The organism is uncultured Aquimarina sp. (assembly GCF_947495315.1).
In the GTDB taxonomy this organism is placed as follows: domain Bacteria; phylum Bacteroidota; class Bacteroidia; order Flavobacteriales; family Flavobacteriaceae; genus Aquimarina.
Genome location: NZ_CANLYD010000026.1, coordinates 20,035 through 32,495 on the forward strand (window position 1 = coordinate 20,035; position 12,461 = coordinate 32,495).

At 31.6% G+C, this 12,461-nt stretch carries 16 protein-coding genes; 15 read left to right on the forward strand and 1 reads right to left on the reverse strand.

Annotated elements, in window-relative coordinates:
• The first annotated feature begins 106 nt into the window (after window positions 1-106).
• From Q0910_RS27770 to Q0910_RS27840, 15 genes are all read left to right on the forward strand, one after another.
• Entirely contained in the window at window positions 107-1,234 is a 1,128-nt protein-coding gene (locus tag Q0910_RS27770) for an alpha/beta hydrolase-fold protein (protein WP_299223881.1), read from the forward strand.
• A 112-nt stretch (window positions 1,235-1,346) separates the two neighbouring features.
• Window positions 1,347-1,766, forward strand: coding sequence for a hypothetical protein (locus Q0910_RS27775; RefSeq protein ID WP_299223883.1), 420 nt, complete (start codon window positions 1,347-1,349; stop codon window positions 1,764-1,766).
• Window positions 1,767-1,847: 81 nt separating this feature from the next.
• A complete protein-coding gene (locus tag Q0910_RS27780; RefSeq protein WP_299223887.1) occupies window positions 1,848-2,522 on the forward strand; it encodes an SMI1/KNR4 family protein in 675 nt (224 codons plus the stop codon).
• Window positions 2,523-2,620: 98 nt separating this feature from the next.
• Window positions 2,621-3,901 (forward strand): sigma-70 family RNA polymerase sigma factor, encoded by a 1,281-nt coding sequence (locus Q0910_RS27785; protein ID WP_299223889.1) that lies wholly within the window; start codon window positions 2,621-2,623, stop codon window positions 3,899-3,901.
• 83 nt (window positions 3,902-3,984) lie between these two features.
• A complete protein-coding gene (locus Q0910_RS27790) occupies window positions 3,985-4,341 on the forward strand; it encodes a YciI family protein (RefSeq protein WP_299223891.1) in 357 nt (118 codons plus the stop codon).
• A 161-nt stretch (window positions 4,342-4,502) separates the two neighbouring features.
• Window positions 4,503-5,840, forward strand: coding sequence for a DUF2268 domain-containing putative Zn-dependent protease (locus Q0910_RS27795; RefSeq protein WP_299223893.1), 1,338 nt, complete (start codon window positions 4,503-4,505; stop codon window positions 5,838-5,840).
• A gap of 206 nt (window positions 5,841-6,046) precedes the next feature.
• Window positions 6,047-6,601, forward strand: coding sequence for a dihydrofolate reductase family protein (locus Q0910_RS27800; RefSeq protein WP_299223895.1), 555 nt, complete (start codon window positions 6,047-6,049; stop codon window positions 6,599-6,601).
• Window positions 6,602-7,010: 409 nt separating this feature from the next.
• Complete coding sequence (locus tag Q0910_RS27805) at window positions 7,011-7,592, forward strand: TetR/AcrR family transcriptional regulator (protein WP_299223897.1); 582 nt, start codon at window positions 7,011-7,013, stop codon at window positions 7,590-7,592.
• Between the two features lies 1 nt (window position 7,593).
• Entirely contained in the window at window positions 7,594-8,031 is a 438-nt protein-coding gene (locus Q0910_RS27810; protein ID WP_299223899.1) for a DinB family protein, read from the forward strand.
• A gap of 67 nt (window positions 8,032-8,098) precedes the next feature.
• Window positions 8,099-8,848 carry a hypothetical protein gene (locus Q0910_RS27815; protein WP_299223901.1) on the forward strand — a complete coding sequence of 250 codons (750 nt, stop codon included), beginning with the start codon at window positions 8,099-8,101 and terminating at the stop codon, window positions 8,846-8,848.
• 67 nt (window positions 8,849-8,915) lie between these two features.
• Window positions 8,916-9,341: an SRPBCC family protein gene (locus Q0910_RS27820; RefSeq protein ID WP_299223903.1), complete on the forward strand. Its 426-nt coding sequence runs from the start codon at window positions 8,916-8,918 to the stop codon at window positions 9,339-9,341.
• A 53-nt stretch (window positions 9,342-9,394) separates the two neighbouring features.
• Complete coding sequence (locus Q0910_RS27825; RefSeq protein ID WP_299223905.1) at window positions 9,395-9,883, forward strand: SRPBCC family protein; 489 nt, start codon at window positions 9,395-9,397, stop codon at window positions 9,881-9,883.
• Window positions 9,884-10,222: a helix-hairpin-helix domain-containing protein gene (locus tag Q0910_RS27830; protein ID WP_299223907.1), complete on the forward strand. Its 339-nt coding sequence runs from the start codon at window positions 9,884-9,886 to the stop codon at window positions 10,220-10,222.
• On the forward strand, window positions 10,206-11,207 hold the full coding sequence (locus Q0910_RS27835) for a zinc-dependent alcohol dehydrogenase family protein (RefSeq protein ID WP_299223909.1): 1,002 nt from the start codon (window positions 10,206-10,208) through the stop codon (window positions 11,205-11,207). The genes Q0910_RS27830 and Q0910_RS27835 overlap by 17 nt, the downstream gene beginning before the upstream one ends.
• 190 nt (window positions 11,208-11,397) lie before the next feature.
• Complete coding sequence (locus tag Q0910_RS27840; protein WP_299223911.1) at window positions 11,398-11,826, forward strand: DUF1801 domain-containing protein; 429 nt, start codon at window positions 11,398-11,400, stop codon at window positions 11,824-11,826.
• 64 nt (window positions 11,827-11,890) lie between these two features.
• Here the strand turns inward: Q0910_RS27840 and bcp are convergent, their stop codons facing one another.
• Window positions 11,891-12,340, reverse strand: a complete 450-nt coding sequence (gene bcp / locus Q0910_RS27845; protein ID WP_299223913.1) for a thioredoxin-dependent thiol peroxidase — start codon at window positions 12,338-12,340, stop codon at window positions 11,891-11,893.
• Between the last annotated feature and the right edge of the window lie 121 nt (window positions 12,341-12,461).

The window sequence follows — 12,461 nt, forward strand, 5'->3', positions numbered from 1 at the left end:
CGTTTACTTGCACCTACAATTAAGTACAAATGCGTATATAGTTACAAAAAGTAACTATATACGATTGTAGTAGAACATTGAGAAATTACAATAAGGAATCAAATTCATGAAGCCATTATTCATTCTTATCGTATGCTGTTTTATAAATGTAATATGTATCGCACAAGAAGATAATTCCCAAATTGCTATAGGCATTAATCACACTATTAAATCTTCCATATTAAATCAAGATAGAACAATTCAAATTTATACGCCTGATGGTTATTCAGATTCAGAACAAGAATATCCAGTACTTTATATTTTAGATGGACAATGGTATTTTTTAAGTGGTGTGGCAATTCAAAAAGCCTTACGTACTCCTGGTGCTATTCCAGAAATGATTGTTGTAGGCATCAATAATAGCAATCCATTAAGAAGAACATTATTTGGAGGTGAAAATGAAAAATTTACTGATTTTTTAATCAATGAAGTCATACATTATATAGATTCAAATTACAGAACAAATAAAGAACGTGTCATTTTTGGATGGGAAGCTGCTGCTTATTATATAAGTGAGTTGATTTTTAAAAAAAGTGAAGTCTTTAATGGAGCAATAATAACCGATGGTGGTTATGCTTCTGAAGACTTAGTCAAAGAGTTTACTTCGAAGAGAGATGTTTATCTATTTATGGCTAACTCTAGAAAAGACATTTATTATATCGGTTCAACTGAAGCGTTCCATAAAATATTGAAAAAGAACAATCCCGAGAATCTTATTTGGAAATACGATTTATTTAATGATGAAGTACATGAAACCTTAGCGCATTTGGCAATATATAAAGGATTGAAATACTATTATCATAATTATGATTCACCAGTTTTTGAAAGTATACAACAATACATTGATTCAGGTGAAATTGGTTACCTGACTGCTTATTTTAAAGAAAGAGCAAAACGATTTGGAGGAGATGATCATATAGATAATAGCACAAAAAATGGATTAATTTGGTTAGCATGGAACAGAAATAATTTTGAATACTTTAATATTTTTATGACTGAATTTAAAGATGTTTTAACTACAGAAAGGTATGCTTCAGCGTATTGGCAAAATCGTTTTGGACAGTTTTACCTAAAACATAAAGATTACCAAAACGCAATTAAATATTTTAATGCTGGGTTAACAAAATATCCAAATTCAAGTTTTGAAGAAGAAATGCAACTGGGCATGATGAATGCAAAAAGTATGAAAGATTAATCAACTAAAAAGAAGCACATAAAAACATTCTACAACACCGTATAACAAATCATAACCACCTTAGGTAAGCTAAGCTTGTTATACTTAAAGCTATAACAAATTAAATTAAAAAATGAAAATTAAGTCTATTTTTATAACTCTACTATTTCCATTTCTTTTTTACTCCTGTAATATGAACGAAGGAGGAGTTAGAACAACAAACAATATGGAAAAATACGCTTTGGATTATATTAAGGATAACCAATTATTAGAAGAGAGAGAAAAAATATTGGCTTATTATGATTACACGGTCTCACTTAAAGGTACGGAATCTGTTTTACTAACCAATTCTCGATTGATCTATCATAATAAGGAAACACAGACAACATCTATTGATATTACAGATATTGTTGACCTTCAACACAGAAAAGAGTCTTTCATCGGAGATATTATCGAAGTAATTAGTAAAAATGGGGATATTATGATGATTGAAATTGCCCCTTTAAATCAAGGAGAGACTTTTTTAAAAATTTTAAAATCCAAAATAAATTAACGAGAAATAAAAATAACACAGATAAATATAAATCGATCGGTTAAAGTATACTTGCCGTCATATACCATAGAATTGAACTAAATGACTAATTGGGATGAAATAAAAAAGCTTTATAATATAACCGAAAAAGAAAATAAATTTGGTTATCAAGTGGATGAGATTAATGAAGTTGAAGCTCGGTTAAAAATTAATATTCCTCAAACACTAAGAAGTTATTATTTCACTTTAGGTAAAAATGAAAATATTAATAATTCTCACAACAGACTCTTAAAGCCAAATAAAGAAATTGGATTTTCTATTGATGGATATTTAGTCTTTTACGAGGAAAATCAAGCATCAGTATATTGGGGAATTAAACAAGAAGACCTGGAGCTTAACAACCCACCTGTTTGGGGGAATTATGGAACAAATGAATCTCCCGATTGGCATTTAGAAACAAAAACAACCGAGAGTTTTCTATTACTTATGGGAATTAATAATGGAACATTAGGTGGGCTAAAATACAATGCAAACTGTTTTGAAACCATTGAACTTGATACAGTAAAAAGGATTCAGAAAAATTGGAATGAAATCAATAAAATCAGTTGGGACAAGCAACGAATTTATACTAATGATTTTGAAGAAGTCCTTAGCTTAAATTTTGATGAGAACAGCAATTGTACTGCTATTTTTATTGGAACAAGCCATAAAGAACGATTTGATAATCTTTTAGAGAGCCTTACTGTTGATTGGTCTTATACGTCCTATGAAGAATAAAACAATTAAGAAAGAAACAACAATCCACAACGTTAGAAACTAATTTAGTGTAAAGTCTAATCTTTAACTTGTGTAAACTATGTATCTTAACTAACATTTTGGAAGAACTAAAAAACATATCTGAAATAAATAAATTAGTTGAGCATTTTTTTAGACACGAATCTGCAAAAATGATTTCGGTTCTAACAGGTATCTTTGGTAAGAACAATCTAATTCTTGTTGAAGATATTGTTCAGGATACATTAATAGAAGCCATAAGTAATTGGACTTATAAAGGCATTCCAGAAAACCCTGTAGGTTGGTTATATACTGTTGCTAAAAATAAGAGCTTGAATGCTATAAAGCGAAAAAAACACCAAGAAAAGTATATTTCCGAGAGTTTATATTTTACAAAAGTACAAGAACATACCAAACTGAACTCAGTTCATTTTTTCTCAGAAGAAAGTATCTCAGACGACCAATTGCGAATGATGTTTATGTGTTGTCATCCATCTATCTCAAAAGATTCGCAAATTGCCCTAATGCTCAAAACATTGTGTGGATTTAATATCGCAGAAATAGCTAAATCGTTCTTAACCAATAAAGAGAGTATCAATAAACGTCTAGTTAGAGCCAGAAAAACAATAAGAGAAGACAATGTTCCTTTTGAAGTTCCTTCGAAACAAGAATTAGACACAAGAGTTGAGGCTGTTTTAGAAGCTATTTACCTCTTGTTTAATGAAGGGTACAGTGCTTCAAACGGAGATAAATTAATTCGTACAGAACTTTGTCAAGAATCAATTCGGCTTGCAGAAATGGTTGCTAACCACAAAGCCATAACCAACAAGTCTAATCCCTATGCCTTGATAGCACTAATGCAATTAAATTCGTCACGTTTTAAAGCTAGAGAAGATGAAAATGGTAACATATTAACCTTGAGCCAACAAAATCGTTCTTTGTGGGACTATCATATTATGGAGCAAGGGTTTTCGAATTTAAAAAAAGCCGCCAATATTGAACACATTTCCAAATACCATATTTTAGCAGCCGTTTCGGCTTATCATTGTTCGTCCAAAGATTTTGCGTCAACTGACTGGAAAAGCATTCTAACATTATATGATAAATTATTAATTATAGATAACTCTCCTATTGTTATTCTTAACCGTGCTATTGTGTTATCAAAAGTAGGTAAGAATAAAAAAGCACTGAAGGAGTTAGAAATAATCGAAAATGACAAGACCATCAAGTCCAACCATCTATTCTATTCGGTTAAAGCCGAGTTCCTAGTTCAATTAGAGAAACATGACATGGCAAAAAAAACACTTAAAAAAGCCATTGAACTTGCTCCTCTGACTCAAGAAAAACAAATGTTAGAAAATCGATTTAAAAATTTATTTTGAAAGAAAAAGTAATAATGATGTCCCTATTATCTAAACTCGATTGTTATTAATTATAAATCATTATAAATTAAAAAAAAAGAACAATGAAAGATTATTTATTGATTATCAAAACAGAAGGATGTGTTTGGACAGATTTATCTCCTGAGCAATTGCAAAAGCATATGGAAAACGGTGGGGCTTATATTGGAAATCTTATGAAATCCGGTAAACTTAAAGTTGCTAATCCAATTGAAAAATCTGGTAGCAGAATTGTAACAAAAAACAATGAAGGTCTTAAAGATGGGCCCTTTAATGAAAGCAAAGAGGTTGTTGCTGGATTCTTTCATATTACCGCAAATAATGTAGATGAAGCTGTACAAATTGCTAAGGAGAACCCTATCTTCAATGATATTACCACTAAAATAGAGGTACATCCATTAATGCCAATTGGAGGAAATTAATTCAATTTCGAAAAGTAAATTTTGAAAAAAAATCTAACCTAAAATTAAAAACAGCATAATGTAACTTCTAAACAAAAACTTTGTCTTCTTATTAAAACAAATATTTGTTTTAATAAGAAGACAAAGTTTTAAAATTGTTATGTAAATTAAAACTACTTAACATGAAATCATTAAAGAAAGAAAATAAAAATCATTGGCTATTCTATCTATTGCTCATATTCCTTATATGCGGTTGTAGCAACAGTAAAAAAGACCAATTAGAAGAAAATAAGTTAGATTTCGACAAGGCTTTTGATAGTTTTAACATTGCCAAAAAACACCTAAAAGAAGATAAAGACACCTTAAAAGCAATAGATTATTTTATCAAGGCAGCTGAGTATGGCTACGAGCCAAGAAATGCTTACTCGAATGCTATTGTTGAATCGTTAGCTATAAATAAGCTGGATACCGCCATGAAGTTGGCGTTTAAAATGGCAGATTATGGGTTTAGGGATGTCAGAGCAATGGATAACGAATATTTTAGAAAACTTAAAAATCACCCAAAATGGGATAGTTTGAAATTAGTTCTTGAGCTAAATGCTAAATCATACGCTAAAAATCTTCAAGATTTAAACAATGTGAAGTTAATAACTTCCGACATACAAAATTTTTGGAATGCTTATGACCTAGCTTCAAAAGAGATAGAATATAGTTCGAAGCGTGCTATTTATTTAAATGAATATTTTGAAAAAGGAACAGTTGGACTTAGAGATTTTACATTTCTAAAAATACGAAATGGTATAGATCAGTTTGTAGAATTTGTAGAATCTCATAGGCCATATTACGATGGTATTAGAAAAGCCAATTCAACCGCACTTAAAAACTTAGCCAAAGTTGATGTATATTTTAAAAAAATAGATAGTATTATTCCTAATGCGACCTTCCCAAATTATTATTTCGTTATGGGGTGTCATACATCTTTTGGCACAGTTAGCTTAAATGGATCATTGATTGGTCTAGAAAATGTTATTGACGAAAGTACTCCTATTGAAACATTACCAGGACATAGAATAGATGTTGTTTCACAAGCCGATTTTTTACCTTTTGTGTTAATTCATGAATTAATACATACGTATCAGAACACCTCTGATAAAACATTGTTAGGTGCTACAATTGTAGAAGGTACTGCTGATTTTTTTACTGAATTAGTAGTTGGTGAACCCAATCCTAAACCCAACTATAGAATATATGGAGAAGCCAATGAAAAACAAATTTTTAGCGAGTTTAAAGAAAATTTAGAAAACACAAATCATATCAATTGGATTGCTAGTAGGGACGATAAAAAAAAGAAACAAGGGTGGCCAAATGATCTTTCTTATTTTATAGGCTATAAAATCGCGAAAGGATACTATGAGAACTCAATAAATAAAAAGGAAGCGATTAAAGATTTATTAGATATTAAAAATCCTCATGATATTTTAAAGAAATCTAAATATCAAGAATATATCAATGGACTTTAATAATTCTCGTAATTGTTTAAAAACAAAAGCGTTGCCAACGATCAACTGAGTAAAAAATAAACATTCTCAAATAAAGAAACTCTAGTAATTTCTTGAGTAATGTCAACAAAAAAGAATGAAAATTAAGTGTATTTTTGAAGAAAGTGATTAAATTTCAAACAACTGAATATCAATACAATAATTTAGTATTAGTTAGAATTTGAAAAATGAAAACTCAAACACCTAAAGTGACTATACATATGGTTTCTAGCCTCGATGGATTCATCGCCAAAAAGGACGGAAACGTATCCTGGATGAGGTCAACGGACAAATATGATAAAGGAATAACACTTACCGATGAATACATTTCAGAATTTCTGAAATCTATTGATTGTTATGTTATGGGTTCAAAAACCTATCAACACGCACTAGAACTTGGGTGGCCATATGGAGATATTCCAGTTTTCGTATTGACAAATAAAAACCTAATAACAGACAAAAAAAATGTAAAATTCTATTCCGGAGAGCTCGAAAAAATTGTGAATGACAAACTAAAACCAAATTTCAAGAATATTTGGATGGTCGGCGGTTCTATTCTGACAAAAGAATTTATCCGAAAAGGTTTGGCTGACAAAATAGTTACAACGATTATGCCTGTTATTTTAGGAAATGGAACATTATTTTTTGATTATATAGGACAAGAACATTTATTGCACCTTGAAGATGTTCTAGCATTTGACGATGGAATGGTGGAACTGTGCTACGAAATAAAAAGAGAATAAAAATGTGTACCAACAAAGAACTTTAAGAAAACTGGAACGAATGAAACAAAATTTGTTAAAACTATCTGTTTTTTTTATCTCATTAACAAACTGTCATTCACAAAAAAAATCAAAAGCCTTGCAGGATTTGACGTTTTAACCAATTCAATAAATACTTTTTCATAAATCAAGAATGCATTTGCTTTAGATTGCTGCTATAAATCACAGCAAAGCCTTTTATTTAATATCTCTCAAAAGCAAGTGGAATTATCAATTAGAATAAATTTGTTACTATCCAACATATAAATTCTTGACTTATATTCACCACTTAACATATACTTAATGTTACACTCAACCATTAGTGAAATTTGGTAGACTCATATTTTTGTCTATATTTGCATATAGATAGATCGGTCTAATTAATTAAATTATGAATATTAAGCATAGTAAAGAAGACGTATTAAATAAAGGAATGATGTTATTTCGATTGAACGGTTATCATAATACCGGAACAAACGAAATTTTAAGAGAGACCGGTATATCCCGAGGTTCGTTCTACAATTTTTTCAAAGACAAAGATGATTTTGGGGTACAGGTATTAGACTATTACACAATGAGTACTACTAATTATATCAATGAACTTCTAAATAAAAAAGGATTAAACGCAAAACAGCGTATCGTTCATTTGTTTGAAATCTTTACGGAAAGTTACACTAAGGTAAATTACAAATGGGGATGCCTATTGGTAGGTATGACTCAAGAGTTATCTGGTATTAATGAACTTTTTACCCAAGCCACAGGACGCAATTTTGAAGAACTCATAAAGCCCCTTACTATTTGCATACAACAAGGACAAGAAGCTGGAGTGATAAATAAAGGTCAAAAGCCAAGAGCAATGGCTCTATCCATTTGGGGATCTTATAACGGAGCATTGGTCCTAATGAAATCTGGATTGCATCAAGAACCCTTGGATGCTTTTTTAGAAAATTTAAACAAAACACTTAAAGTATAAAATGACGCAGGGAGAACTTATAAAAAAATGGAAAGGAAATAGACGGTTTACGCTAAAATTTGTTGACATATTCCCAGAGGAAGATTTTGAATTTAAACCTACACCGGAGATGAAAAGCTATAAATCTCAACTAAGTCACATTACCAGTTGGTTACGTACCCATAGTCGTTTTGTTATAGATGAAACATTTGAAAAAGCAAAAATGACCTCGAGAGATTTAATAAGACTAGCTTTAGAGGACTTTTTTGACACCTTCATTGAAAGACTGGAAAAAATGGATGAATCTCAATTTGGAGAAATTGTAGATGTATGGTATGGTAAAACCACTAGATATCAAATTGCTAATATCATGGACAATCATTTATCTCATCATAGAGGGCAAATGATCGTATACTTAAGACTTAAAAATCATAAGCCACCATCCTACATTGGGTGGTAATATATTTTTTACATTTCAATTAGACAGACCAATCTATATAATTAAAATTAATCTCTAAAAATTAAAAATGAAAACAAATAATTATCTAAGTCTATTGTTTATCTGTTTGACAATATTTCAATTGTCAGGCTGTGAAGATCCAATAAAAACAACCAATTTCACCATTAAAGCTGGAGCTATGGTAGAAACACTTTATTTAAATGTACCTAATGGTAATACTAGCATAGCTAGTAAGTTACTACCTGCTTATGCAAAAACTGTTTCTTCATCCGGAGGTGAGGTACTTGCTACATTTGAAGTAACACAATTACCCGATACAGATCGTAAAATGACACATATTGTGCTCATTCAATGGACAGATCCATCAAAGAGAACCGGAAGTGTAAACAAAGGTAGTTTCAAAAAAATAGTAGCTGCTCTCGGAAGTGAAAATATTCAATATGGTTTCTTTGGTTCACAACAAGATACACCAGTGACACTCAGCTCTGATAAAATTTATGATTTTACAAGCGCATGGTTTATTTCAGATGATCCGTGTACATTCCCTTCGCTATTTGGGGTATTAGGCACTTATTTTTCAAAAATTCCACCAGTACTTCAGGAATATAAAATTTCTCAGACCGCATTTTTTGGTCCCCATCCCGCAATGCCTAAAACGGAGACAAACGTATTTGTACCACATATGTTTGGAATTTTTGAATGGCAAAAGTTTGAAGACCGGGAACTTTTTAACAAGGCCCCAAGATATACAGAACACGTTGACATACGTAATTCGGTACTAAAAAAAATGGATGTAGTTTTCGCAAAAGCTATTTAATAAAATTTATATTTCTAATAAATAGATTGGTCTATATACTAATATTTAATCTTTAAAATTTAATACAATGAAAAAAACAATTCAGACGGTAAATCAAGTAAATGCACCATTGGATAAAGTATGGGCAAAGGTAGGTCCAGGAACCAATATGGATAAATGGATGCCTATTGTAGCCACCTGTCGCGTAGAAGGTGATAAACGTATTTGCGGCACACATGAAGCAGGGGATTTAAAGGAAACTATCTTAAAATCTGATGACAAAAATAAAGTGTTCCAATATCGCATTGATGAGCAATCTATGCTCCCTGTAACAAACATTATAGGTACAATGACACTTTCAGAAAAGAATGGCGGAACGCAGCTTAATTGGGATGTAGAATTTGACATTTCTGAAGAAAATGCAGGAGCGTTCGAGGAAATTAAAACAAACACCGAAGGTCTTTATCAAATGGCAGCAACTAGTCTTGCCGAGTATGTAAATGCTCAAAACTAATAATTCAACACCGTCTATTCATTTCTGAATAGACGGTGTTTTAAAAAAATAAAATGACAAATATAACATCAACACGTACCATCCCATTTTCAAAAGAAAAAATATGGGAGATCATAGACGATTTTGAAAACATACATGTATGGAACCCTGGCGTAAAATCCTCCTACTCTACCTCCACTGGTAAACCCACAGGCAAAGGAGCACAAAGACATTGTGATTTAGCCCCATTTGGTTCTTTTGAAGAACGTATCACAATATATGAGCCTCACAAAAAAATGGGCATAGATATTTATGAAGGCGCAAAACTCCCTCCCATTAAAAATATGAAAGCCCAGCTAGACCTGGAAGAATTGGGTAAAAACAGTACAAAGGTCTCCTTCTCCTTTAGCTATGACACCAAGGGGCTTATGGGTAAAATTATGAACCCAATAATGGTGAAGCCTAAAATGATCGATGGGACAGAAAATTTCCTTAAGGGACTTGAACATTATATCAAAACAGGTAAAAAAATTACCAAGTCAGAACTTAAAAAGGTTATCTAAATGAAAGTTCTCCAATATGACAATGGAATAAAAGAATTGAAAATGTTGCCTCGTGTTGGTGATAAAGCAGCATCATGTTTATGGAGAATAGGGATACATAAAATTGATGATTTAAAATATCGAAGTCCAGAAAAACTCTATACTCTATACAATAAACTTATTGGTAAACAAACCAATAGGGCATTACTCTATATCTTTAGATGTGCCGTATATGTTACAGAAACACCTAAAGAACTTCAAGAAAAGGAAAAACTAGATTGGTTTTATTGGAATGATAAGAAGAATAAAAACTGCATAGAAGACTTAAAAAAATTAAAGTATCATGAACAGCGTAGTTAAATTTAACAAAGCAGAAGGGCCAAATGCATTGGCACTAATTACTGAAGACATTCCTACACCTAGTCAAGATGAAGTCGTAGTACAAATGAAAGCAACAGGTCTAAACCGTTCAGAACACATGTATATGAGCGGTGTTTATGTAATAGCACCTGAATTCCCATCAAAAATAGGTACGGAAGGATCAGGTATTATTCATAGTCTAGGTACAAATGTTTCTGACTTTAATATAGGGGATGAAGTATGTATCACACCCAATATATTACCTAATGAATACGGTGTTTTAGGAAAATATATGTGTATCCCCAAGGAAGCGATCGTTTTAAAACCAAAAGATATAAATTTTACAGAAGCGGCCTCCGTATGGATGTCATTAGCTACCGCTTATTGTGCATTGGTATCTAATGGAGGTTTAAAGGAAAATACAAATCAAACCGTAGTCATTACGGCAGCAAGCTCGGCAATAGGTATTGCAGTCATACAAATGGCTAAACGATATGGTGCAAAGGTAATTGCTACATCTCGTAGCAGTTCTAAAGATGCCTTTTTAAAAGAAAATGGAGCCAATGCAATCATACATACTGATTCTGAAGACCTTACGGAAAAGATTTTGGAACATACAAATGGTAAAGGTTTTGATATAGCCGTAGACCTAGTATTAGGTACATTTACAGAAAAATTGGCCAATGCAGCTGCGCAAAAGGCAACCATAATTGCTGGAGGTATTTTATCCATGGAAGTACCTGAATTACCATTCTTTCCCCTAGTTATGAAAAACCTCAAACTCACAAGTTTTCACGTCGTGTTCCATTTATTCAGAATACCCGATGTTTTTGAGAAGGCAAAGGTTGAAATCCTAGAAGGGCTTAAAAATAAACACTATTGGCCTGTAATTGATAAAGTCTTTACGCTGGAACAGGCTTCTGAAGCGTACCGATATCTAGAAGCAAGTATGCAAAAAGGTAAAGTTGTGATCCAAATAGAATGAAAAAACTGCATATCACAAAATACCTTATAGTCAATTACTAGGCTAGGATGCGTTTAAATACTATCACGGAAAAACTTCAGAATTTCTAAAAACCCCGAAAACAACGTCAACATTCATCGGAATCTTGTTTTCTCATAACAAAAACGTATTAAAACTAATTCTTTTCATAATTTTATATCTTTTGAAACCTATGTCAGAATTACACATAAAAACAAATCCAAAGGTCGAATCGGTTTATCAGAACTACACAGATCCTGTTCGCAAGAAAATAATGAATCTTAGAAACCTAATTATTGAAACCGCAGAAGAAACAGATGGAATATCAAGTTTAGAAGAGACCTTGAAATGGGGGGAACCTAGTTTTTTGACCAAAAAAGGAAGTACTATTAGAATTGACTGGAAAAAAGGAAAACCGAATCAATACGCTATGTATTTTCAATGTACGAGTAAATTGGTAACAACTTTCAGAGTTTTATATAAAGACACATTTCAGTTCGAAGGAAATCGTGCAATAATCTTCCCGATGAATGCTAAAATTCCTAAAAAGGAACTAAAGAACTGTATTACTGCGGCATTAACTTATCATAAAGTGAAACATCTATCAACTTTAGGTATATAAAATAGAAAAGCATCTGTAGTAAATACACATGCTTTTTTATAGATATTAGTTTTAAATAGTATCGCTACAGTATTTGTGCTGCGTGATCTTTAGTTTTTACCTTCATAATAACTTCAGAAAGCACTCCGTTTTCATCAATTACAAAAGTTGTACGGTGGATTCCATCATATTCCTTTCCCATAAATTTTTTAGGCCCCCAAACACCAAATGCTTCTATCACTTTCTTATCCTCATCTGCTAACAATGGATAAGGCAACTCATATTTATTTTTGAAATTCTGTTGACGCTTTGCACTATCTGCACTTACACCAAGAATCTCATATCCTTGTGCTTGAAAAGTTTGATAATTATCTTTCAGATTACAAGCTTCAGCCGTACAACCAGGTGTACTAGCTTTTGGGTAGAAAAAAACAACTAGTTTTTTTCCTTTGTAATCTTCTAAACTAATAGTATTTCCATCTTGATCCAATGCTGAGAAATTAGGAGCTTTATCTCCTGCTTTTAATGATGTCATTCTTTTAAAATTATGTGAAAATTTAAAATTAAGTTTGTTTAAACTTTTTTGATAAAATTAAAACAAAAATAATAATTCAATGATGATTTTATTAAAAATTTAAGTTTTAATTGGATATCTA

Excerpts from the sequence above, each read along its gene's own strand:
- Q0910_RS27770 (WP_299223881.1), top strand. The coding sequence starts at position 107 with ATGAAGCCATTATTCATTCTTATCGTATGCTGTTTTATAAATGTAATA.
- Q0910_RS27775 (WP_299223883.1), top strand. The coding sequence starts at position 1,347 with ATGAAAATTAAGTCTATTTTTATAACTCTACTATTTCCATTTCTTTTT.
- Q0910_RS27780 (WP_299223887.1), top strand. The coding sequence starts at position 1,848 with ATGACTAATTGGGATGAAATAAAAAAGCTTTATAATATAACCGAAAAA.
- Q0910_RS27790 (WP_299223891.1), top strand. The coding sequence starts at position 3,985 with ATGAAAGATTATTTATTGATTATCAAAACAGAAGGATGTGTTTGGACA.
- Q0910_RS27795 (WP_299223893.1), top strand. The coding sequence starts at position 4,503 with ATGAAATCATTAAAGAAAGAAAATAAAAATCATTGGCTATTCTATCTA.
- Q0910_RS27800 (WP_299223895.1), top strand. The coding sequence starts at position 6,047 with ATGAAAACTCAAACACCTAAAGTGACTATACATATGGTTTCTAGCCTC.
- Q0910_RS27805 (WP_299223897.1), top strand. The coding sequence starts at position 7,011 with ATGAATATTAAGCATAGTAAAGAAGACGTATTAAATAAAGGAATGATG.
- Q0910_RS27810 (WP_299223899.1), top strand. The coding sequence starts at position 7,594 with ATGACGCAGGGAGAACTTATAAAAAAATGGAAAGGAAATAGACGGTTT.
- Q0910_RS27815 (WP_299223901.1), top strand. The coding sequence starts at position 8,099 with ATGAAAACAAATAATTATCTAAGTCTATTGTTTATCTGTTTGACAATA.
- Q0910_RS27820 (WP_299223903.1), top strand. The coding sequence starts at position 8,916 with ATGAAAAAAACAATTCAGACGGTAAATCAAGTAAATGCACCATTGGAT.
- Q0910_RS27825 (WP_299223905.1), top strand. The coding sequence starts at position 9,395 with ATGACAAATATAACATCAACACGTACCATCCCATTTTCAAAAGAAAAA.
- Q0910_RS27830 (WP_299223907.1), top strand. The coding sequence starts at position 9,884 with ATGAAAGTTCTCCAATATGACAATGGAATAAAAGAATTGAAAATGTTG.
- Q0910_RS27835 (WP_299223909.1), top strand. The coding sequence starts at position 10,206 with ATGAACAGCGTAGTTAAATTTAACAAAGCAGAAGGGCCAAATGCATTG.
- Q0910_RS27840 (WP_299223911.1), top strand. The coding sequence starts at position 11,398 with ATGTCAGAATTACACATAAAAACAAATCCAAAGGTCGAATCGGTTTAT.
- bcp (WP_299223913.1), bottom strand. The coding sequence starts at position 12,340 with ATGACATCATTAAAAGCAGGAGATAAAGCTCCTAATTTCTCAGCATTG.